Origin of the sequence: Sphaerisporangium viridialbum (genome assembly GCF_049674955.1) — a bacterium.
Classification (GTDB): domain Bacteria; phylum Actinomycetota; class Actinomycetes; order Streptosporangiales; family Streptosporangiaceae; genus Sphaerisporangium; species Sphaerisporangium viridialbum.
The window spans coordinates 7078795-7098792 of record NZ_CP187232.1 but is presented as its reverse complement, the minus strand read 5'-3'; the positions used below and the strand labels follow the sequence as shown (position 1 = coordinate 7098792).

Here is a 19998-nt window from a genome sequence, read left to right as displayed (position 1 = left end):
GGACGGCGGATGACGGGGAATCAACGCACGCTTGCTATCGCATTTCAACCGATATAGACGGAAAAATCCGGACTGGTGGATCGGCTCGTGGTGTCGGGAGTGGGTCAGGCCGCGGCGCGGCGGCGGACGGCGGGGGCGATCGCCATCTGGCCGAGCGCGCCCAGCAGCCCGAGCGCCCCGACCGTGAGCCAGAGCGTGCCCGGGCCGATCGCCAGCAGGCGGGTGCCGATCAGCGGTGCCAGCAGCCCGCCCGCCGACCAGGCGAAACCGAACAGGCCGTTGTAGCGCCCGCGCAGGTGCGCCGGGGCGAGCGTGGCGACGACGGCGCCGGCCATGCCCGCCGTGAAGATCTCGCCGAGGGTCCAGACCGCGACGGTCGCCGCGTACCCCGCGGTCGTGGAGACGAACGCCATCAGCGCCATCCCGGCCCCGACCACGGCCATGCCCAGCGCCAGCATGGCGCTGGGGTCGCGTTTCGCCAGCCAGTGGCCCACCAGCGGCTGGACGACGACGATCAGCACGCCGTTGACCGCGATCGCGAGCCCGTACGCGGTCGTGGGCAGGCCCTGGCCGGTGATGGCCAGCGGCAGGGTGGAGTACGCCTGAAGGTAGACGAACGTGTACGCCAGGGTGATCACCACGTAGGCGACCATCAGCCGGTCCTTCAGCACCTCCCGGAAACCGCCCGCCTCGTGGGTCTTCTCCGGCCTGGTCTCGGGCACCGCCCGCCACACCAGGACGCCGAAGACCAGCGAGGTGACGGCGTCGATCCAGAACAGCCACATGAACCCCGACTGGGCGAGCCAGCCGCCCGCGATCATGGCGACCGCGAAACCGAGGTTGATCGCCCAGAACAGCAGCCCGAACGCGCGGGGACGGTCGTGCGCGGGGATCAGGTCGGCCACCAGCGCCTGCGAGGCCGGTCGGTAGGCGTCCACCACCATGCCGAGCACCGCCATCGCGGCGACGATCGCGGGCAGCGAGGTGCTGTACCCGAGAGCGATCATGGCGATGGCCGTCGCCACCATGCCTCCGGCCAGGGTCGCCCGGCGGCCCAGATGGTCGGCCAGCCAGCCCGCGACGATCTGCGACGTCAGCGAGCCGATGCCGAACACCGCCATGACCAGGCCGGCGCTCGCCAGCGACATGCCCCGGGCCTGGGTGAGGTAGACCCCGATGAAGGGCTCCACCATCGTGCCGAGCCGGTTGACGAAGGTGCCGCCGAAGAGCACCCAGAAAGCTCGTGGGAACCCTCCGACCCTGGACTGGAGAAGGGAGGGCTTGCCCGTAGGAACGCTGGTCACAGGCAAAGCCTTGGACACCTGTTCGCATCCGTGCCAGTCTTTTAGTCAGGGCTAAAAGGTGCGACGGGCGGGGGCCTCGTGGGCGTGGTGGAGTGGCGGTTCGAAGCCGATGACCTGGCGCGACTCCGATTCGCGTTCTCCCCGATGTGGGAGCTGGTCGCCAGCCTGCGGGTGCTCCGCGCCCCCGCGCGGCACTCCGTGCACCTGGCGTGGCTGCGCGCCGTACGGCCGAGGCTCGAAGCGATCGACCTGTCCGAGCTCTTCGCCCTGGCCCCCACCTATGGGTACATGGCCGACTTCCTGACCCCGCCCCCCGACACGCCGCTGCCCGACTTCGCCGCCGAGCTCGCCCGGGTGCGGCTCACGTCCCCGGAGAAGGCCTTCGAGGAGGCCGGATGGGTGGAGACCCCTGACACCCGGTCCATCGACAGGTTCCGCGCCGACCCGGTCGCGGGGGTCCAGAGGGTGGCGGACACCCTCGGCGCCTACTGGGAGCTGGCGCTCGCGGAGTTCTGGCCGCGCGTGTACGGCCTGCTGGAAGCCGACCTGATGTGGCGCTCCCGCCGGCTCGCGACCGGAGGGGCCACGGCCCTGTTCGCCGACCTGCACCCCTTGGTGCGGTGGGAGCGCGACCGGCTGATCACCACGGGAACCTGGTGCCACTCGGGCGAGCCGACCGGCGACGGGGTGGTGCTGGTGCCCAGCGCGTTCCGCTGGCCGGACATCGCGACCATGACCGAGCCGTACCAGCCCATGCTCGTCTACCCGGCGCGCGGGGTCGGCACGCTGTGGGAGGCCGGGCCTCCGCCCGCGCCCGGCGCCCTCGCGGCGCTGATCGGCAAGACCCGCGCCCAGCTCCTTCTCTCGCTGTGCCACCCGGCGTCCACCACGGCCCTGGCCCGGCGCATGTCGCTCACGCCCGGCGCGGTCTCGCAGCACCTCACGGTGCTCAGCGGAAACGGCCTGGTCGCCCGCAGACGCCTCGGCCGCGAAGTCCTCTACCGCCGCACCGCCACCGGCGACGCCCTCGTCAGCAGCTCCTGAGCGTGCTTGGCGCTCAGCAGAAGAACGGGCGGCTGGAGGGCAGCGCGGTGAACGGGGCCCGGTCGGGATCGGGGGACAGGGTGCCGTCCGAGGGGGTACCGAGGGTGTCCCTGGCCGCCGCGTGCCCCTCGTGATCGGACACCCCGGCGCCTGCCCCGGCCTCCCTGATCCCCGCGCCGGCGCCCAGGCTCCCGAACCCTCCTGACCCATTGCTCCGGCTCCCGAGACCCCCGGTCTCCCCGGACTTGGGTGCTCCATGGCCCCGGCTCCCCGGCCCCACGGCTCCGGGGACCCCGGACGTGCCTGATGCCGTCTTTCCTGACCCTCCGTCCGCGGGCGGCGTGCCCCCGGACCGGCCGTCATGGTCTCCCGCGCCGCCTCTGGGCGCTCCCGCCGTGCCGTGCGGGGCGTTCCCCGGACGTTCTCGCGGCACGGGGGACGCCTTCGCCGGGCCGTACAGGCGGCGAGTCGTGCGCTGGAGCCCTCGTGGCGCGAGGCGGATACCGCTCGCGATGACCTGCTGCCCGTACACGTCGGTGATGCGCACGGTGTAGGGCCCGGTGCCGATGCCGTGGGCGGCCACCCAGTAGTTGTCGAAGTCGCGGGACAGGGCCAGCCACCGGCCGTCCCTCTGGACCTCCAGCCGCTGGAGGGGGTTGCCGTGGTCGATGGCCTGGATCGCCAGCCACTGGGCCGACGAGCCCTGTTTGAGGCGGAACGCCACCGGTCTCGGGACCTCGGGATTGTGCACCGTGTGATAGCTGACCCGCGCGATGCCGAGGTCGCCGCCCGCCACGCGCGCGAAGGCCGGACGGCTCAGGTCGAGCTCGCCGGGAGCGCACGACGCGCACTCGTCGACCACCTGGACGCGCACCGTGCCGCCCGGGCCCGTCACGTCGAGATAGGCCCCGCAGGCGGCAGAACCGGCGTACTCCTCGGCGGACACGGCCGCCACCAGGTCTTCGAGCAGAGCGCCGCCGAGAGAGCAGTCGCCGCCGCGCCACCGCGCGTCGCTGGCGACCCGCTCGGCCCGCCCGGAGGCGACGCCGGCCAGGCCGCTGCCGCCACCACGGGCGGCCATGCCTTCGCCACGGGGGATCATGCCGTCACCACGGGCGGTCATGCCTTCGGCGCAGGCGCCGTTCTTGCCGGCCTGGGCCCCTAGCGCCACCAGCGTGAGCGCCGCGGCCATGGACACGGCCCACGCCAGCCGCTGCCACACGTCGGCCCGCCCGGCACCGGGCTGCCCCAGCGCCGGGCGGCGCGGCCGAGCTCCGCGCGACCAAGCCGGCACCGGGCGGCGCGGCCGGTCTTCGCGCGGCGACGTGGACGCCGGGCGGCGGAGCCAGGCTTCGCGCGGTGACGGCAACGTGGCCGGCCGCCACGGTCGCGACCACACGACCGGTGGCCAGCGTCGCCGCCGTAGCGGCGGATGCCAGATTCGCCGCCGCCAGGCCCGATGCCCGGTGCGCCGCCGGTCCGCGTTCATGCGCTCTCCCTCGCCGGATCTCGCCCTTGACGAATGCAGAACGGGACCATGCTGTCACATTAAGCGACGACGTACCGCCCTCGACCGTGCACTGATCTTCGACGTGGCCACCGGGGGCTCCCGGTGGATGAACGGGATGTTTCCGTGACCTGCGACAACGGGCCTCGCGGGCGGCACGGGCGCCCCGTCCGGCCGTGGCGGGGCCTGGCGGCCGGGATATGGTCGCGCGTCCCGTGCGGTCGTCTCCTCACTACGGACCCGCGTAACGTGTGCGAAACACCAAGCGGGCAGACTGGTAGATGACCAGACAAGTCTTCCGCCGACTCAGAGACGGGTTCAGCGCGACGACGATGGTGTCCGACACCGTCCGGCAGAAGGGGATGCCTTGGACCGCCAGCAGGAGTTCGTGCTCCGTACGCTCGAAGAACGCGACATCCGGTTCATCCGGCTGTGGTTCACCGACGTGCTCGGCTTCCTCAAATCGGTGGCGATCGCCCCGGCCGAGCTTGAGGGAGCGTTCGCCGAGGGCATCGGCTTCGACGGTTCGGCGATCGAGGGTTTCGCCCGTGTGTACGAATCGGACATGCTCGCCAAGCCTGATCCGTCGACCTTCCAGATCCTTCCTTGGCGCAGCGAGACGCCGGGCGCGGGCCGCATGTTCTGCGACATCCTCATGCCGGACGGCTCGCCCTCGCATGCCGACCCGCGCTGGGTGCTCAAGCGGACGCTCGCCAAGGCCGCCGACATGGGCTTCACCTTCTACACCCATCCCGAGGTGGAGTTCTTCCTGCTCAAGGGGCGTCCGGAGGAGGGCCAGAAGCCGGTTCCGAACGACTCCGGCGGCTACTTCGACCACACCCCGCACAGCTCAGGTCACGACTTCCGGCGCAATGCGATCATGATGCTGGAGGCCATGGGCATCTCGGTGGAGTTCAGCCACCACGAGGGCGCCCCCGGCCAGCAGGAGATCGACCTCCGGTACGCCGACGCGCTCACGACCGCCGACAACATCATGACGTTCCGGCTGGTCATGAAGGAGGTCGCGCTGGAGCAGGGCATCTGGGCGTCGTTCATGCCCAAGCCCTTCACCGACTTTCCGGGCTCGGGCATGCACACCCACATGTCCCTGTTCGAGGGCGACCGCAACGCGTTCTACGAGCCCGGGGCCGACTACCAGCTCTCCAAGATCGGCCGCTCGTTCATCGGCGGCCTGCTCAAACACGCCGCCGAGATCACCGCCGTCTGTAACCAGTGGGTGAACTCCTACAAGCGGCTCTGGGGCGGCGCCGAGGCCATCGCCGGCCTGGGGGGCGAGGCGCCGAGCTACATCAGCTGGGGCCACAACAACCGGTCCGCGCTCGTCCGCGTCCCCATGTACAAGCCGCACAAGGGCAACTCCACCCGCGTGGAGTTCCGGTCGCTCGACTCCGCCTGCAACCCCTACCTGGCGTTCGCGGTGATCCTCGCCGCCGGCCTGAAGGGCATCGAGGGCGGGTACGAGATGCCGCCGGGCGCCGAGGACGACGTGTGGGCGCTGACCGCCGCTGAGCGGAGGGCACTCGGCATCGAGCCGCTGCCGCAGAGCCTCGACGAGGCGATTTCGGTCATGGAGCGCAGCGAGCTGGTCGCCGAGACCCTGGGCGAGCACGTCTTCGACTACTTCCTGCGCAACAAGCGCGCCGAGTGGCACGACTACCGCCGCCAGGTCACCGAGTTCGAACTCGCCCGCCACCTGCCGGTGCTCTGACCTGCTGAAATACAAAGCCGACGAGCGTTCCCCGGTATCTGGGGAAGGCTCGTCGGCAAGGTTGATCCTCCAGAGATTGAAGATCAAGGCATATCCGGGGCACACGCGCCGTCCTTGAAAGGGCGTCCATGGCCCGCCGCGCCCGATGCGTGGCGCTAGGCATCAGGTGGGTGTAGGTCCGCAGCTCCGACGGTGATCGGTGCACTTGCGGGGGTAATGAGCTGTTTCCAGCTTCATTTGGTGAAGTGCTCCGGGTTTAGAGACGTCAGTTACCTTGCTAGCGTGCTTGTCATGTCGGATGATCTGCCCGATCTGCGGGCATCGCACGGGGATCGGGACCGTGTCGTGGACGCGTTGCGGGTTGCCGCCGGTGACGGTCGGCTCGATGCCGAGGAACTTGACACACGGCTGGAGCGTGCGCTGGACGCTCGGCGAGCTGGCCGGACTCACCGCTGACCTCGGGCTTACAGCCGACGTACTCGTGGTCGAGCAAGGGGGCGGCAAGTACGTGAAGGAGGGGCAGTGGCGGGTGCCCGCGCGCATCGAGCTTCGCACGCAACTGTGCCGAGTCACCCTCGACTTCACCCACGCGGTGATCACTGCGAGCGTCCTGCGCATCGACGCGGAGATGGTACACGGCAAGCTGTTCATCGTCAGCTCGCCCGGCATCGTGATCAACGCCGACGGGCTCAACCGCACGTACTCCAAGGTCAAGCTTCACTCCAAAAACGCCGCTGCCCTTCTCCACATCGAGCTCGTCGGCACACTCGTACATGCAAAGGTCATCGAGCAGCGGCCTCGACGTTAGCCTGCGGTGCTTTGAGCGGTCCGTTGGCTCCCGGTGCTGTAAGCCTTCCCTCCGGGACAGAAGGAGCGCCGATGGCTCGGATGACCAAAATGGAGCCGCTTGCCGCGGCACGTGGTAATTACTCTCGGCATGGAGTTCTTCTGTTACCACCGCGATCGGCCTGGCTCCGCGGCGCTGCGCGACGAGCTGCTGGAAGAGCACTGGTCCTACATGGACCGGTACGCCGCAGAGATGATCGCCCGCGGCCCGACCTTCGACCGCGATAGTGACACGGCCTCCGGCAGCGTGCACATCGTCGACCTGCCGGATCTCCCCACTGCGCGTGCGTTCGTCTTCGACGAGCCCAACTACCAGGCCGGTGTGTACCGGGACGTGCTGTTGCGCCGGTGGCGCAACGTGCTGGGGCGCACCATGTGGGATTTCCCGGGTGGCCGGGACGGTGGCAACCGATATCTCGTGCTGGGCCTCGGCTCGGGGCAGGCTGCCGACCTTGCCACACCGCCCGACCTGGACGAGCTGATCGCGTATGGGCCGCTGCTGTCCGACGACGGCAACACCTGGCTGGGTACGGCGGTACTGGTCCGGGCGCCGGACCCGGAAACGGCACGCGCGGTCCTGACTCCGGACCTGTACGCCGACATCGAGGTCCACGACTGGGACTTCGGAGGGCGGCGGTAAAGAGCCTTGACCGTCGCCGAAGTGGGGCAGCCGCGCCGGCCCGAGCGGAGGGCCTAGACGGCCGCCGTACCCCTGCCGCACCCGCCCGGGCGGGTGCGGCAGGCCCCTCATCCGCCGAAGCGAGCCAGATGGCCCACTGAGATCGCCAAGGCGCCTACTTGATGCTCTCGCACGGCAGCCCGATGCGCTTACCGTTGTCCCAGCCCGAGACGCAGTACTTGCCGACGACGGCGGGGATGGCAGTCCACTGCTGCTTCGGCTGGAACGCGCCGTTGTACCACCACTGCGTGGGGCCGTGCCGATACAGCCCGTTGGGGCCCGTTAGATCGAAGTTTCCGTAGAAGGAGCCGCTCTGGGGGTACGCCTGGACGTAAACCGTGCCGTTTTGGGGCGTGGAGAGGTACATGCAGACGTTTCCGTTGCAACCGAGGGCATCCGCCTGGGACGCGGTGGCACCCGTGAGAAGAGCCCCGGAGATCAGGCTGGTGGCCACCGCCATCTTTCCGAGTTTCGAGCCGAGTCTGTGCATGTCCTAATTCCCTTCCAGGTGCGAGCCCCGCGCTTGATGGCTCGGCGTAACGAGTACAAGTGCTGTGCTGGTCATGCGCCCACTGGACACCTGCGGCCAGACGACGGTCCAAGAACGATCCCGGCGCGATCGACAACCGCCGGTCGTCACCCCGAACGCGACGACCGCGCCGGCGAACGTCAGCGCTGCCCCCGCGAGCGCCGCCGTCTTCCTGAACAGAACCGCGTCCCTCCTCCAGTGGCAGGCCCGGTGAGGTCCCTCCAGCGAACCAGCCGCGGCGGTCCGGGCGGCAGGCGCTCGACCGGCGGTTGACCGGCGGTTAGGCCGTGGACGGCGCGGACCTGATCGGGTACCGCCGCCCGGCGGGAAGGGGATTGTTCCGTCGCGTGGGTGCCGGGAGGCTTGCACTCCGTTGTCACGGCCGCCCGTACGGGTGGGCCGCGCTGCCATCGCCGGCCCGGAATACGGGTGCCCGTCTCGGGAATGGGCGGCGGGGGTTGGCGGTTGGGAGGTTCGTCGCCCTGGTGGAGGATCCGGTGCGCCGGGTCTCTCAGTGGGGCGGAGGCGTGCCCGGCGCGTGGTGTTCGCCGGTCACTGTCGCGTGCGTCACGCTGCCGTTACCCCTGGCTAATGGATCTGTCATCGGAGCCTGATGCCATGAGGGTAGGGGCGTATGGATAAAATGTGACGGTATCTCACAATATTTACGATTTGTCGCTCCGTGATGTGGAGCAGCATGGGGGGTGCTTCAGCATGACGACTTCAGCCGGTCTGCGCACCGTGCTCACCGTTCCGGCGCGCTTCCGTGGTCCTGAGGGCACCGCCAACGGTGGCTGGGTCGCGGGGACGCTCGCCGAAACCCTCGCGGGCACGCTGGACAGCGCGCACGCGCTAGAGGTGACCCTGCACAGGCCGATTCCCCTGGACACCGAACTCGCCGTCGGCCATATGGCCAACTCCGCCTCCCTCTCGCACGGTGGCCAGTTGCTGGCCGAGGCGATCCCCGTCGCCGAGGACGTGACGCCGCCGCCGTTCGTCCCCTTCAACGAGGCCGCCCGCGCCGAGGCGGGGTTCGCCGGTCTGACCGGCCCTCACCCCGTGCCCGGCTGCTTCGTCTGCGGCCTTCGGAACCCGGGCGACGGCCTGCGGATCTTCCCTGGTCCCGTCGAGGGCACCGATGTGATCGCGGCCGGCTGGCGGGTGCCGATGACCATCACCGACGAGGACGGCGTGGTCCCCGACGCTCTCGTCTGGGCGGCGCTCGACTGCCCCACGGGCTGGGCTCACGCGGGCTCCGGCGGCCCGGGCCTGCTGGGACGCATAACGGCCCAGGTCTTCCGGCGCGTGTACCCGAACGGCACGTACTCGGTGGTGGCCCGCGCCACGGGACGTGAAGGGCGCAAGCTCTTCGGCGAGAGCGCCGTGTACGAGACCGACGGCACGCTGGTCGCCGCCGCCAAGGCGACCTGGATAGTGCCCGCCTGACGTGCCTTGCGTGCCCGCCTGCGACATGAGCTTGGGGGTCAGGGAGTGCGGCGCAGGGGTGGGCGGTGGGCCCAGGTGGCCCAGCGCCAGAGCCATTCCAGCGGCCCTTGGCGGTAGCGGCGCAGCCAGAGTGTGGACACCAGCCACTGGGGGACGAGGATGGCTCCGGCGATCAGGAGCACCGTCGCCGAGGACCAGCCGTCCGGCGAGCCGCCGATGACGCGGGCGGCCACCAGGACGAGGAGCGTGGCGGACAGGTAGTTGGTCAGCGCCATCCGGCCCAGCGGCGCGAAGACCCCCTGTAGCGCCGGCCGGAGCGGCGTCTTGAGCAGGAGCAGCAGGGCGCACACGTACACGCCTGCGGTCAGCAACCCGGCGAGGGCGAACCAGGAGCTGAAACCGTCCGCGCCGGCGGCCCCAGACTGGATCTGCAGCCACAGGGCGGGCACCGCCCCCGCCGCGAAGACCAGGAGAAGCGCGGCCGGGACGCGGGCGGAGCGCTCGATCCTGTCGATCACGCCGTACCGGGTCAGCGCCGAGCCCAGCAGGAACAGCCCGGGCACCAGTGGCACGCCGTTGCTGCCCAGGATCAGCGGCGCCGCGATGAGGACGGCGGCGAGCCCCGCGACGGCCCGGCGCGGCAGCCAGGTCGAGGGCAGCAGCACCAGCAGGCCGACGACGGCATAGATGGAGAGGATATCGCCCCGCCACAGCAGGAACATGTGAGCCAGGCCCACGGGGAGCAGCACCAGGAGGCGGCGCAGCAGGAGCACCCGCGGGCGGGGGACGTGGCGTCCCGCGGAGTCCAGCAGCAGTGAGAAACCGATGCCGAACAGCAGGGAGAAGATCGGGAAGAAGCGCTGGTCGACGAACAGCCCCAGCCCCAGCCAGGTGCCGTCCTGACTCGCCGTCACCACAGGCTGTGTGACCGATACGGTGTCGACCATATGGGCGATCGGCTTGACGTTGGCCAGCAGGATCCCGCACAGGGCGAACCCGCGCAGCACGTCGAGCGCGGCGATACGCGGCCGGCTGGAGGAACTCGTCGCGGGCTGTCCCGGTCGCGTGGCTTCCGGCGCTGGGGGGAGCGTTTCATGGGGCATGGGGCCTCATCCTGCGGCCCTCCGTTCCAAGGCCGAATCGGTCGAAGGTAGGGTTCACGGCGGCCGAGACCGTACTTCCGGCCGGTTCAGCGCGCGGGCGGGGACCTTTGGCCTGGAGGGCGCGACCCCCCGGACCGACTGACCGAGGCAGAACTCGCCACCGTATTTAGCCGCCCTCCTCGCTTTCTGGGCGTGGCGTGCGTGGTGGCCTTCCTGTAATTCGCCCACCCGTCACCCGGTTGGGTGGGGCACCTGGGGCTGCCCACCCGGGGTTGCCTTGGATGGCCGGGGGAGTGGGTGGGCGTGCTTATGACACTCGTTTGGGTGCGCACGCGTCACCTGTGAATGTTTACCGCATGATGGGACCATGGCTAGGGCATGGTGGGTTGTCGGGGTCTTGCTGATAGCAGCCGGTGCAGGTGCCGGGTTCTTTCCCAACCCCTGGGGTTTCGACGGCCATAGTGTCCTGACCTGCGGAAGCGCCTTCCTGAACGACGGTTACTCCTCCGAGTTCAATCCAGGATGCCCAACCCGGCGGTTGCTGATACGAGCTGATCACGATTGGAGGTAAGGTGCGATCCATCTATCCAAAGGGATCCCTGTGACTAGGGTCTCGCTAAGAGTAGATACGGCCCATGTGAAGCTTCTTTCCGGCGATGACGCTCCACTGTGGGGGCCGATATGGATCGAAGTGGGCGACCAGGCGTTTCCTGAAGTCGGCTGGCGAGATTATATAGCCGCCATGTTCGGATCGTTGGTGTCAGCGATTGGCGACCTTTCTCGCGGCAACCCTAATGCCGAAAGCTACTTCTTCAATGGCTCCTTCACGGTGCAGATGGCGCGAAAGGGGTGGAGGTGGCGCGATAGATTTGCTCGTCCACGGGCTGATGTACCGGTGTCGTTTCAAATGATTTACGATACCGGTGAATCGAAGCGAATAGAAATCGCATCAGAGGCAAGCCTGGGCGAAATAATTGAAGGTGTGTACCGGCCGGCACTGGCGGCTCTGGATGTTATGAGAACCAACAAGTTGCTGACCGGCCCGACTCTTCAGATATTTGCAAAGAGCGTCGAATCTCTAAGCACGGCTCGCATGCGCCTGCAAGGAGGACATTCTGAAGCCGGTTAACCGAGACGGCGTGTCCCCTGGAGTCATCGTTATCAGAGGAAACTACAAGGACATCAGCCGGCCAGCCCGCTTGTTGGAGGGCATCCAACCATTGCGCCGTGGGCGCGATCAGGTGCCGGTCCATGTCGTCCAGGAAGAAGAACCGCTCCAGCTCCGGCCGCGTCGGCTCCTCAACGAACCGTCCGTACGCCGCCGCCTGCTCATCAGTCAGAAATCTGAGCGCCAAGGCTCGAACCGCTCATAGGGCCTTCACCGTCCTGCCGTCCAGCAGGCCCGGAAGTGCCTGCCGGGTGAAGTGGACCGAGCAGTGCTCGTAGTGGCTTGCCTAGTGAGAGCTCGTGATGATGAATTGCATCGCGTGGGCGGTTCGCTCATCGGTGTGGACCTCTCGGGGTCAGCCGAGGTCGGCGGGGTTGATGGCGTAGGCCATGGCTCGGTAGCCGGCGTCGTTGGGATGCAGATGGTCACCCGAGTCGTAGGCCGGGTTAAGCCGGTCGCTGTCGGATGGCGAGGCCATGACGCGGTCGAGGTCGACGACCGCGTCGTATTCGCCCGATCTGCGGATCCACATATTGAGTGCCTCCCGTTTGGCTTCGCTGCGCACGGTGTTGTAGGCCGACCCCTTCGTCGGTGGCAGCGTCGCGCCGATGACCCGCAGGCCGTGGGTGTGTGCGAGGCGGATCAGTTCGCGGTGCCCGGAGATGAGCTTGTCGATGGAGACGTCGGGGTAGGGGGCGAAGATCGGGGCGGGCGGCGATGCCGCCAGCTCGCTGATCCCGAGGTCGTTGACTCCCTCCAGGATGAGGACCGTGCGCACGCCGGGCTGGCCCAGGACATCCCGCCGGAACCGCGAGGTGGCGGAGTCGCCGAACCAGGCGGAGTCGACGGTGACGCGGTTGCCGGCGATGCCCTGGTTCAGCACAGGGCGCGGTCTGCCGGCGGAGGCCAGCCGTTCGGCGAGTTCGTCGGGGTAGCGGTTGTTGGCGTCCGTGGCGCTGGTGGCTCCGTCGGTGAGCGAGTCGCCGAAGGCGACCACGCCGTTGCGTGGCGCCGCACTGACGACGTCCACGCCGCTGAGGTAGTACCAGGACTGCGAGGTGTCGGTGAACGCCGTGCCGCCGGTGTCAGCGGTGTGATCGCCGGTGGCTCGATAGGTGGTCGCGAGGGCCTGGGCATGGTAGGTGGCCGGGCCGGTCGGCTGGTTCACGAAGAGCGTGATGGTGACCGAGTCCAGGGCGGCCAGCCGCAGCGACATCGGGTCGCTGGCGAGTTCGGCCCTGGCCGGGATGGTGAAGGTCCGCTTCCCTTGGACGGTCAGGTGGCGTAGCGATCCTGGTTCGACGGCGGCCCCGCGCGAGGTGCGGGCGATGGTGGCGCGGGCGATGGTGAGCGGGGCGGTGCCGTAGACGTTCGACAGCCGGATCCGGGCCGCCTTGCCGCCGGCGCTGATCCGGACGATCTGGCGGACGGTCTGGCGGGCGAAGCCTTGCTCCGACCAGTTGGGGGCGAAGCCGGCGCTGGGACGTTGTGGCGAGGCGCTCCAGGTCGCGGTCCAGAGTGTGGTCCGGCCGTGCGAGGTCGCGGCGGGCGGTTGCGCGGTGGTGGGGAAGGCGGCAGCGGTTCCGGCCACCAGAGTGGCAAGGATGGTGGCCGTGACGGCCAGCAGTCGTCGTGTCGCGGATGGCATGGTTCTCCAGGCGGTGGTCAGCCGTTGGTGGCGTCGAAGAAGGCGTAGAGGTGGCGGATGCGGCCGCCGGTGAAGATGGCGACATCAGAGTCGGCTGCGGCGGGGGCGTCGGCTTCGAGGGCGCCGAACTGCCAGAAGAACCGCGCTTGGTGGTGGTGCACGTCGACCGGGGTGGTCAGGCTGAACCGGAAACCGGGCGGGATCCGCTGCTGCAGGTTGGCGAAGGCCGCATCCAGCGCGTCGTGTCCTTCGACAGCGATCTCCGGGTCGGTGTAGGTGCAGTCCGGGGTGAGGATCTTCTCGATGGTGGCGCGGCGCCGGGCGGCGTCGGTGTCGTTGATGGCGTCGATGAACTGGTGGATGAGGTCGGCGTAGGAGGTGCTCATCAGGTGTCTTCCCTTCTCGCCGCTCAATGCTGGACGGTGACGACGATCTTGCCGACCTGGTGGTTGGACTCCATGTACCGGTGGGCTTCGACGACGTCGGCCAGGTCGAAGGTGCGGTCGATCACCGGGGTGAGCGCTCCGGCGCGCAGGCCGTTGGTGATGAACGACTCGGCCCGGCGAGTGCGCTCGGTGTCGGCGAACAGGTGGAAGATGGCGTAGCCGTACACGTTGACCGGCCACCACATCGGCAGCGGGGTGGGCCGCCCGTCCAGCGAGCCGTAGACGATCAGCATGCCGTCCGGGGCCACGGCCCGCGCCAGATCGGGCAGGCCGGGACCGGCGACCCCGTCGAAGACCAGTCGCGCGCCCCGGTCGCCGGTGAGCGCGTGGATCTGCTTGACCACCTCGCCGTCGTCGCCGGCGATCACATGCGCGGCGCCCGCCTGCAGGAGCCGGTCGGTTTTGGCGCCGGTCCGGGTCACCGCGATGGGCGTGGCGCCCAGGTAGGCGGCGATCTGGATGGCCGCCAGACCGACGCTGCTGGAGGCGGCCGTGATGACCACGGGATCGCCGGATTGCAGTCGCCCGACTTCGACCAGGGCGCCGTAGGAGGTGAAGGCGGGCACCCAGATGGCCGCGCCGGTCACGGCGTCCATGCCGTCTGGGCGGCGGATCAGCCGGTGCGCCGCCACGATGGCCCGGTCGCCGTAGATCCCGTGGATCGACATCCCGTCGTCGTTCGGCTTGGCCACGATGCTGACCGCGTCACCGACCGCGACTCCGGGCACGCCCGGCCCGACGGCTTCCACGACGCCCGCGGCCTCGGTGCCCAGGCGCGAGGCGGGCAGCACCGCGTCGTAGTAGTACCGGCCGGTGCGCAGGAACACCTCGCCCCGGTTGAGGCCGAACGCGTCGATGCGCACCCGCACCTCGCCGGGACCGGGCTCACCGATCTCCACGTCCGCGAGGTAGAGCACCTCGGGACCGCCAAGCTCGTCGAACAGCACTGCCTTGGCTTTCATCACGCAAATCCCCTCGGCCTGGTGTTTCGGTCACTGCTGACAGACCGGCGACACCTCAACAGGGTGTTCGCCGTTCAAAGAGAGAACGCCGTTCAAACTTTGTGCGCCGTACTCTAACGTAGCGGTGTAAGCTGTCAAGCGTGCAAGAGCAGACAGTGGGCCGACGGGCACGGTTGCGGGCGCAGACCACCGCGGAGATCAAAGCCGTCGCGCTCAAGCACCTGACCGAGGGCGGCCCCGACGCGGTCTCGCTGCGTGCGATCGGCCGCGAGATGGGCATGAGCGGCAGCGCCATCTACAGCTACTTCGAGACCCGGGACGCGTTGATCACCATCTTGATCAACGACATCTACACCTCGCTGCTGGACCAGGTGGAGACCGCACGCGACACCGTCGCCCCTGACGAAATCGCCGGCCGGATCCTGGCCTGGGGGGAAGCCGTACGGGCGTGGTCGCTGGCCAACCCCGAAGGCTTCCGGCTGATCTACGGCGATCCGGTCGCCGGTTACCACGCGCCGACCGGCGGTCCTGCCCCCGAGGCCGCCAAACGCGCCTGCCTGGGACTCACCGAACTCGCCGCCGCCGCCTGGCCGTACGCGAAAGGCACTCAGGCATCCACCGGCCATCAGTGGTCGGACTTCTCACCAGGCCTGGCCGCCACCGTACGCGAGCATTTCCCCGACCTTCCCCCGGCCGCGGTCGCCCTCGCCTTGCGCATCTGGGGCCGCATGCACGGCCTGATCTCTCTGGAGGTCTACGGCCACCTTCACTTGCAGACCAGCGATCCCGCCAAGCTCTACCATGCCGAGATGCTCGACCTCACCAGATCTCTGGGGCTCGAAGCAGGTTGACCGACGGCCAGCGCCAAGCCGCTCGGCGATCTGCTGGACGCTGTAAGGACTTGCCCGCCCCGCCCCGCCCGCCCCTTCCGGCCTTTTAGGGGCCCACTGCTGGGTGGGTAGCCCCGGTGCCCCACCCAAATGGGTGCGGGGTGGGCCATATGCAGAACAGGCGATCGCGCACGGAACTCTGTTTCGAATGAGGCGCGAGCGGGAGCGCGGTGGCGCGGCGGAATCGCCATGAAAAATTCGGGATTACGCAATACTGCTCGCGATCTGGCAGTGCCTAGCGAGGGACCTCGAACCAGACGGATCGCCCCGCCTCATCCTGTTCCCAGCCCCAGGATGACGACAATTCCCTGACCAACCACAGTCCCCGGCCGTTCTCCTGGAGCGGGTCGACCTGTTCGGGGATCTGCGGAATGGCGCCGGCCGAGCCTCCGTCGATCACCTCGACATGCAATGCGTGACCGTTGTCGCTCACCACCAGCCGCATCACTCCACAAGTTCCGCGCCCGGAGTCCGAGTACCGCACGGCATTGGCCAGCAACTCGCTGACGAGCAGTTCCACGTGTTCAATGTCGTTGAGTCCCGCCGCGTCCAGGAGTCTCCGTACGAACACTCGTGCCACCGGCACCGAACTCGTCCTGGCCGGGAGATCGACGGCGCCCAGAAGGGTCATGGTCCTCATTGCGCCGCTCCCCAGATGTGATCCGCCGCATCGTCCGCCAGCGCCCGTACCCGCCGGCTCTCGCCCCGGCCCCACGTGAAGAACCACACACCCTTACGCCGTAGTGCCATGACCCTCAGCGAGCCGCTCGGCCGGGGAACCAGCAGAACCGGTTCCTTCCTGGGTGCCAGCTCGACCGCCGTGCCGAGACCCCGCCTGCGCAGGTCCCACGCCAGCCGGATCAGGTGAATGAACTCCTCTTCCTGTCGTTTACCTGCATCCATGGACAATCCTCCTGATCTTCCCCGGCTCCCGATGAATGGATACGAATTGGCCGCCCGATGTGCGCGGTATGGCCGCGAGCCCCTCATCCGATGCGGATTTTCTCTGCCAAGGGTGCAGGTGGAGGAGTAGATTAAAAAGGGAAATGGCCTCACGGTCTCACCACATTAACGGTGAGATCTGGGCGGTATTCGTGAGACGGAGTGAGACCACCGGAGAAAAGGGATATGCCTAACCAAATCGAGATCAACCCCGAAGAATCGCCTCAGGCGCGTTTCGCCTATGAGGTACGCGAGCGTCGCCTTCAAGCGGGATGGACGCAATTGCAGTTGGCGCGCATGCTGACCGTGTCCGTGAGCACCGTGGGCATGCTCGAAACGCTCAAGCGCAAGCCCGAACTCCGCTTCGCGGAGGGGTGTGACAGAGCGTTCAAGCTCGATGGTGTCTTCTACGAGCTGTGGAAGAGGACGAGATGGGACACGGCTCCCGAGCACTTCCGAGACTTCCTGGCACTGGAGATGCAGGCGTCCGCGCTCCAAAGCTGGGATCCCCTGTTGATTCCAGGACGCTTCCAGATCGAGTCGTACGCCAGGCAGATCTTCGAGGATGAGCCGGGTATCACGCCGGAGCTGGTTGAACAGCGGGTCGGCAACCGCATGCAGCGCCAGGCCATGCTGACGCGAGAGAATGGACCCCTGATCTGGAGCCTCATAGATGAAGGGGCTCTCCATCGGCCCATGGGCGACGCCGATGTCATGCGTGAGCAACTGGAACGGCTCCTGGAGATGGCAACCCATCCACGAGTGACGATTCAGATAGTCCCCTACGCCGCATGGTCGGCCGTCGGACTCCAAGCCGCCTTCACGATCGCCGAGCTGCGCGGGACCCCGTACAGCGTGTACATCGAGAGTGCACCGCACGGCCTAACAGTGGGAGACCGTGAGACCATTGCAGCGATGGTAGGGCGTTACGACGCCTTAAGAGCTGCGGCCTTCCCACAGAACCTTTCGCTCGGCATCATCAAGGAAGTGATGGCGCAATGGATCTGAGTAACGCGAAGTGGCGTAAGTCCTCCCGGTCTAGCGGCGACGGTGGGCAGTGTGTAGAGGTGGCCTCCAACCTGCCCGGAGTCGTCGCCGTCCGTGACAGCAAGAACCCCGACGGGCCCGCTCTCGTCTTCACCCCCACGCAATGGCACGCGTTCCTTCGGGGGATGAAGGCCTAAAAGCCGCTGACGCGATGAGCTGGGGCAGCGGCCGGCGGAGGACCGGCCGTCCCTGGCCGCCTGGCTAACCGCAGTGCATCCACTTGCCTTCTGGGGTGCCTCCGTGGACGGCGGGCTTGGAGCCGATCCTGACCGCCCCGGTGAACTGGACGCACAGGTTGTCGGCGGGAGCGTACACCGGGCCCGCGAACCATTTGTACTTCTCGCTGCCATCGGCGACCCCGGTGTCACGGCTGTCGTACTTCTTGTTCCCGTTTCTGTCCACGAAGAGCGCGACGTACAGATAGCTCGTCTTTCCGACGTAGGAGCCTGCCACCCGGGCAATGGCGCATTTCCAGTGCGCGGTGCGGCTGTGGTACAGCGTGACGGTGCCGTACGCCTTCCCGTCCTTTGCGCCTTTCGCAATGGGATAGCTGGCTACCTTGCGGTACGAATGTCCGCAGGCGCCCTGAGGAAAGGCCTGCGCGGGACCGGCGGGCACCAAGGTGAGGGCTGCCGTGGCGGCCAAGGTCATGCCGCCCGCGACCCAACGAGTGATCTTCAAGGGCTCTCGCCTGACTTCTCGGGAGATGGTGATGAATCATCCCTTTAATAAGCGAATAAGGGAATACTCACGCTAGCATGGCCGCTTTGAGCCGCGCTGGCACTGGAAGATGGAACACCGCGACCGGCTTCGCGCTAAGCGCCCACATAGGCGTTGAGCAGTGAGAAGGCGCGAAGGGTCAGCACGGTCAGGGCGGCGGCGCTGAGCAGGGCCGAGGTGCCGAAGATCGACCAGCGGAAGAGCCGGTAGGTGAGCGGCACCTTTCCCTCACCGCCCCTGCCGGGCGTCCACGGGTGGCGCAGGTCGGCCATGCCGAGATCATCCTCGCCACCCGCGCCCGGATCACCGTCCCGGGCCTTGCTGTCATCTCCACCCGCGCCCGGATCACCGTCTCGGCTCCCGTTGTGGTCCCCGCCCAAGCCACTACGCCCGTTCGGAGACACGCCGTTCGCGGCCGGCCCCGGCAGGGGCAGGCCGGTGAGCCAGGCCAGCAGGCGGCCGATCGCGCGCTCGTCGGCGGGAAGTCCGGAGGCGAGATAGCGCACCTCGCCGGCCGTCCTGGCCAGGTCGCGCACCATGTTGCCCAGCCCCACGCCGTCGAACCAGCCGGGCAGCCGGTCGGCGTCGCGTCCCACGTCGGTGCCTCGGAGCAGGTCGGCCTTGGTGACCACCACGGCGACCCGTTTCTGCCGTCCACCGTCCGCGCGCGCGGCTAGCTCGTTCCTGACCCGCTGGAAGGTGTCGGAGGGATCCTCGGCGGAGAGCACGACCCCGGCGCCTTCGAGTGACTGCCGTTCGGCGGCCGTCAGGCTCTCCTGCACCAGCGGGAGGGCGAACGGATCGATCACGATGAGCATCGCCTCGCCGTGGGCCAGGTAGCTCATCGCCTCGACCTGCGTGGCCCCGGTGAAGCCCTCGCCGGACGGGTCGAAGAGGTACAGGATGCGGTTCCCGCTGCGGGTTCTGGAGCCGGGCAGCGTGATGTCCACCATGGTGGCGGACGGCGCCGCGGTCGTGGTCTTGGAGACCCTCCCCAGCCGCAGCTCCCGGCGGAACCGGGCGAAGGCCATCTCGTCGCCCTGGACCACGAAGCCGGCGCGGCCCCGGGCGTCCTTCACCACGCCGTGGAGGGCGTTGATCGCGAGCACCATGAACGTCGTCTTGCCCGCGTCGGGCCCGCCGACGAACGGCAGGGGCTCGATCCTGGCGCGTCCGATCCGATGCGGCAGGGCGCGCTCGCAGACTGGGCAGTACGCCTGGAGGCGGAAGCGGCCGAGCACGATCGCGGTGGGGAGCCGCGTGCCGCACCGGCACACGTGCCTGAACGCCCCGTCGCGGTTCGGGGTCAGGCGCCGGTGCCGCTCGCCGCAGGTCGGGCACGCGTACTCGGGCAGCGCGATGCGGGCGTAGCACCCGGGGTGCGGGCAGGTCTGCAGGATCCGCCGCGCCCGCATGAAGATCTGCTCCACGCCGAGCAGGAGCAGCACGCAGACGACCCACACGAGCATCCCGGCCGCGAGGACCAGCGCGTACGCGGAGGTGAACGCCAGCCCGACGGCCGCGAGCGGGATCACGGCCAGGGCGAGGCCTGCCACGACGGCGAGCCAGACGGGGAGCAGGAAGAAGCCCTGGACGTTCGTCATGAGCCGCCGCGTCACCGTGCTCAGCGCCGTTCTGGCCCCCTCGGCGATCGCGGGGACGGCGGATCGGAGGATCTGCCACCAGTCCAGCGACCCCTGACTGAAGAGGTATTGCCGGTAGGTGGGGTCCCGTTGCTTGTCCCCCGTTCCCGGGACCGCGGGGGACGCTCCGCTCGCCGTCGTGGGAAACAGCACCCGCCCGGCACGCAGGAAGTAGTACCCGGTCCCCGCCAGCGTGGCCGCGACCAAGGTCAGCGCGCACACGATCGGGAACCCGTACAGGAACCCGAAATACATGCACGCGACCCATAACGCGATCAAGAACACGGCGACGAACGGCATCAGCACCCCTCCCGCTTCACGGACGAGGCGTCGGGGAGGGGCGTG

21 protein-coding genes are annotated in these 19998 nt (G+C 68.5%); 10 read left to right on the top strand and 11 right to left on the bottom strand.

What is annotated here, in order from left to right:
• Window positions 1–104: 104 nt before the first annotated feature.
• Window positions 105–1304, bottom strand: a complete 1200-nt coding sequence (locus ACOZ38_RS32105) for an MDR family MFS transporter (protein ID WP_424534817.1) — start codon at window positions 1302–1304, stop codon at window positions 105–107.
• Window positions 1305–1382: 78 nt separating this feature from the next.
• Between ACOZ38_RS32105 and ACOZ38_RS32100 the strand changes: the two genes are divergently transcribed.
• Window positions 1383–2348 (top strand): transcriptional regulator, encoded by a 966-nt coding sequence (locus ACOZ38_RS32100; protein WP_424534816.1) that lies wholly within the window; start codon window positions 1383–1385, stop codon window positions 2346–2348.
• 13 nt (window positions 2349–2361) lie between these two features.
• Here ACOZ38_RS32100 and ACOZ38_RS32095 read toward each other — a convergent pair whose 3' ends face one another.
• Window positions 2362–3570 (bottom strand): expansin EXLX1 family cellulose-binding protein, encoded by a 1209-nt coding sequence (locus ACOZ38_RS32095; protein WP_424534815.1) that lies wholly within the window; start codon window positions 3568–3570, stop codon window positions 2362–2364.
• A gap of 652 nt (window positions 3571–4222) precedes the next feature.
• Here ACOZ38_RS32095 and glnA point away from each other — a divergent pair.
• The 4 genes from glnA (at window position 4223) to ACOZ38_RS32075 (ending at window position 7070) form a co-directional block, all read left to right on the top strand.
• Window positions 4223–5584 carry a type I glutamate--ammonia ligase gene (gene glnA / locus ACOZ38_RS32090; RefSeq protein ID WP_424534814.1) on the top strand — a complete coding sequence of 454 codons (1362 nt, stop codon included), beginning with the start codon at window positions 4223–4225 and terminating at the stop codon, window positions 5582–5584.
• A gap of 216 nt (window positions 5585–5800) precedes the next feature.
• Entirely contained in the window at window positions 5801–6040 is a 240-nt protein-coding gene (locus tag ACOZ38_RS32085) for a DUF1707 SHOCT-like domain-containing protein (RefSeq protein WP_424537123.1), read from the top strand.
• Window positions 5970–6392, top strand: coding sequence for a hypothetical protein (locus ACOZ38_RS32080; RefSeq protein ID WP_424537219.1), 423 nt, complete (start codon window positions 5970–5972; stop codon window positions 6390–6392). Before ACOZ38_RS32085 ends, ACOZ38_RS32080 begins: the two co-directional genes overlap by 71 nt.
• 129 nt (window positions 6393–6521) lie before the next feature.
• Window positions 6522–7070 (top strand): YciI family protein, encoded by a 549-nt coding sequence (locus ACOZ38_RS32075; protein ID WP_424534813.1) that lies wholly within the window; start codon window positions 6522–6524, stop codon window positions 7068–7070.
• Window positions 7071–7224: 154 nt separating this feature from the next.
• On the opposite strand, the gene ACOZ38_RS32070 is transcribed toward ACOZ38_RS32075, so the two are convergent.
• Window positions 7225–7599 (bottom strand): hypothetical protein, encoded by a 375-nt coding sequence (locus tag ACOZ38_RS32070; RefSeq protein ID WP_424534812.1) that lies wholly within the window; start codon window positions 7597–7599, stop codon window positions 7225–7227.
• A 753-nt stretch (window positions 7600–8352) separates the two neighbouring features.
• Between ACOZ38_RS32070 and ACOZ38_RS32065 the strand changes: the two genes are divergently transcribed.
• A complete protein-coding gene (locus ACOZ38_RS32065) occupies window positions 8353–9084 on the top strand; it encodes a hotdog fold domain-containing protein (RefSeq protein WP_424534811.1) in 732 nt (243 codons plus the stop codon).
• Between the two features lie 38 nt (window positions 9085–9122).
• On the opposite strand, the gene ACOZ38_RS32060 is transcribed toward ACOZ38_RS32065, so the two are convergent.
• Window positions 9123–10187, bottom strand: coding sequence for a DUF418 domain-containing protein (locus tag ACOZ38_RS32060; protein WP_424534810.1), 1065 nt, complete (start codon window positions 10185–10187; stop codon window positions 9123–9125).
• Between the two features lie 637 nt (window positions 10188–10824).
• On the opposite strand from ACOZ38_RS32060, the gene ACOZ38_RS32055 reads away from it, so the two are divergent.
• Window positions 10825–11316 carry a hypothetical protein gene (locus ACOZ38_RS32055; RefSeq protein WP_424534809.1) on the top strand — a complete coding sequence of 164 codons (492 nt, stop codon included), beginning with the start codon at window positions 10825–10827 and terminating at the stop codon, window positions 11314–11316.
• A gap of 394 nt (window positions 11317–11710) precedes the next feature.
• On the opposite strand, the gene ACOZ38_RS32050 is transcribed toward ACOZ38_RS32055, so the two are convergent.
• The 3 genes from ACOZ38_RS32050 to ACOZ38_RS32040 are packed head-to-tail and all read right to left on the bottom strand — an operon-like array spanning window position 11711 to window position 14411.
• Window positions 11711–13003 (bottom strand): SGNH/GDSL hydrolase family protein, encoded by a 1293-nt coding sequence (locus tag ACOZ38_RS32050; protein WP_424534808.1) that lies wholly within the window; start codon window positions 13001–13003, stop codon window positions 11711–11713.
• Window positions 13004–13020: 17 nt separating this feature from the next.
• Window positions 13021–13389 carry a nuclear transport factor 2 family protein gene (locus ACOZ38_RS32045; RefSeq protein ID WP_424534807.1) on the bottom strand — a complete coding sequence of 123 codons (369 nt, stop codon included), beginning with the start codon at window positions 13387–13389 and terminating at the stop codon, window positions 13021–13023.
• Window positions 13390–13412: 23 nt separating this feature from the next.
• The gene (locus ACOZ38_RS32040) at window positions 13413–14411 is read right to left on the bottom strand and encodes a zinc-dependent alcohol dehydrogenase family protein (protein WP_424534806.1); all 999 of its coding nucleotides are present in this window, start codon (window positions 14409–14411) and stop codon (window positions 13413–13415) included.
• A gap of 140 nt (window positions 14412–14551) precedes the next feature.
• On the opposite strand from ACOZ38_RS32040, the gene ACOZ38_RS32035 reads away from it, so the two are divergent.
• A complete protein-coding gene (locus ACOZ38_RS32035) occupies window positions 14552–15262 on the top strand; it encodes a TetR/AcrR family transcriptional regulator (RefSeq protein ID WP_424534805.1) in 711 nt (236 codons plus the stop codon).
• 274 nt (window positions 15263–15536) lie between these two features.
• On the opposite strand, the gene ACOZ38_RS32030 is transcribed toward ACOZ38_RS32035, so the two are convergent.
• Window positions 15537–15941, bottom strand: coding sequence for an ATP-binding protein (locus ACOZ38_RS32030; protein ID WP_424534804.1), 405 nt, complete (start codon window positions 15939–15941; stop codon window positions 15537–15539).
• A complete protein-coding gene (locus ACOZ38_RS32025) occupies window positions 15938–16204 on the bottom strand; it encodes a hypothetical protein (RefSeq protein ID WP_424534803.1) in 267 nt (88 codons plus the stop codon). The genes ACOZ38_RS32030 and ACOZ38_RS32025 overlap by 4 nt, the downstream gene beginning before the upstream one ends.
• 225 nt (window positions 16205–16429) lie before the next feature.
• Between ACOZ38_RS32025 and ACOZ38_RS32020 the strand changes: the two genes are divergently transcribed.
• Together ACOZ38_RS32020 and ACOZ38_RS32015 are read left to right on the top strand one after the other, a co-directional pair.
• Window positions 16430–17251, top strand: coding sequence for a helix-turn-helix domain-containing protein (locus ACOZ38_RS32020; RefSeq protein WP_424534802.1), 822 nt, complete (start codon window positions 16430–16432; stop codon window positions 17249–17251).
• Window positions 17242–17427, top strand: a complete 186-nt coding sequence (locus ACOZ38_RS32015) for a DUF397 domain-containing protein (protein WP_424534801.1) — start codon at window positions 17242–17244, stop codon at window positions 17425–17427. Before ACOZ38_RS32020 ends, ACOZ38_RS32015 begins: the two co-directional genes overlap by 10 nt.
• A gap of 64 nt (window positions 17428–17491) precedes the next feature.
• Here the strand turns inward: ACOZ38_RS32015 and ACOZ38_RS32010 are convergent, their stop codons facing one another.
• Window positions 17492–17971, bottom strand: a complete 480-nt coding sequence (locus tag ACOZ38_RS32010) for a hypothetical protein (protein ID WP_424534800.1) — start codon at window positions 17969–17971, stop codon at window positions 17492–17494.
• Between the two features lie 134 nt (window positions 17972–18105).
• The gene (locus tag ACOZ38_RS32005; protein ID WP_424534799.1) at window positions 18106–19953 is read right to left on the bottom strand and encodes a TRAFAC clade GTPase domain-containing protein; all 1848 of its coding nucleotides are present in this window, start codon (window positions 19951–19953) and stop codon (window positions 18106–18108) included.
• Between the last annotated feature and the right edge of the window lie 45 nt (window positions 19954–19998).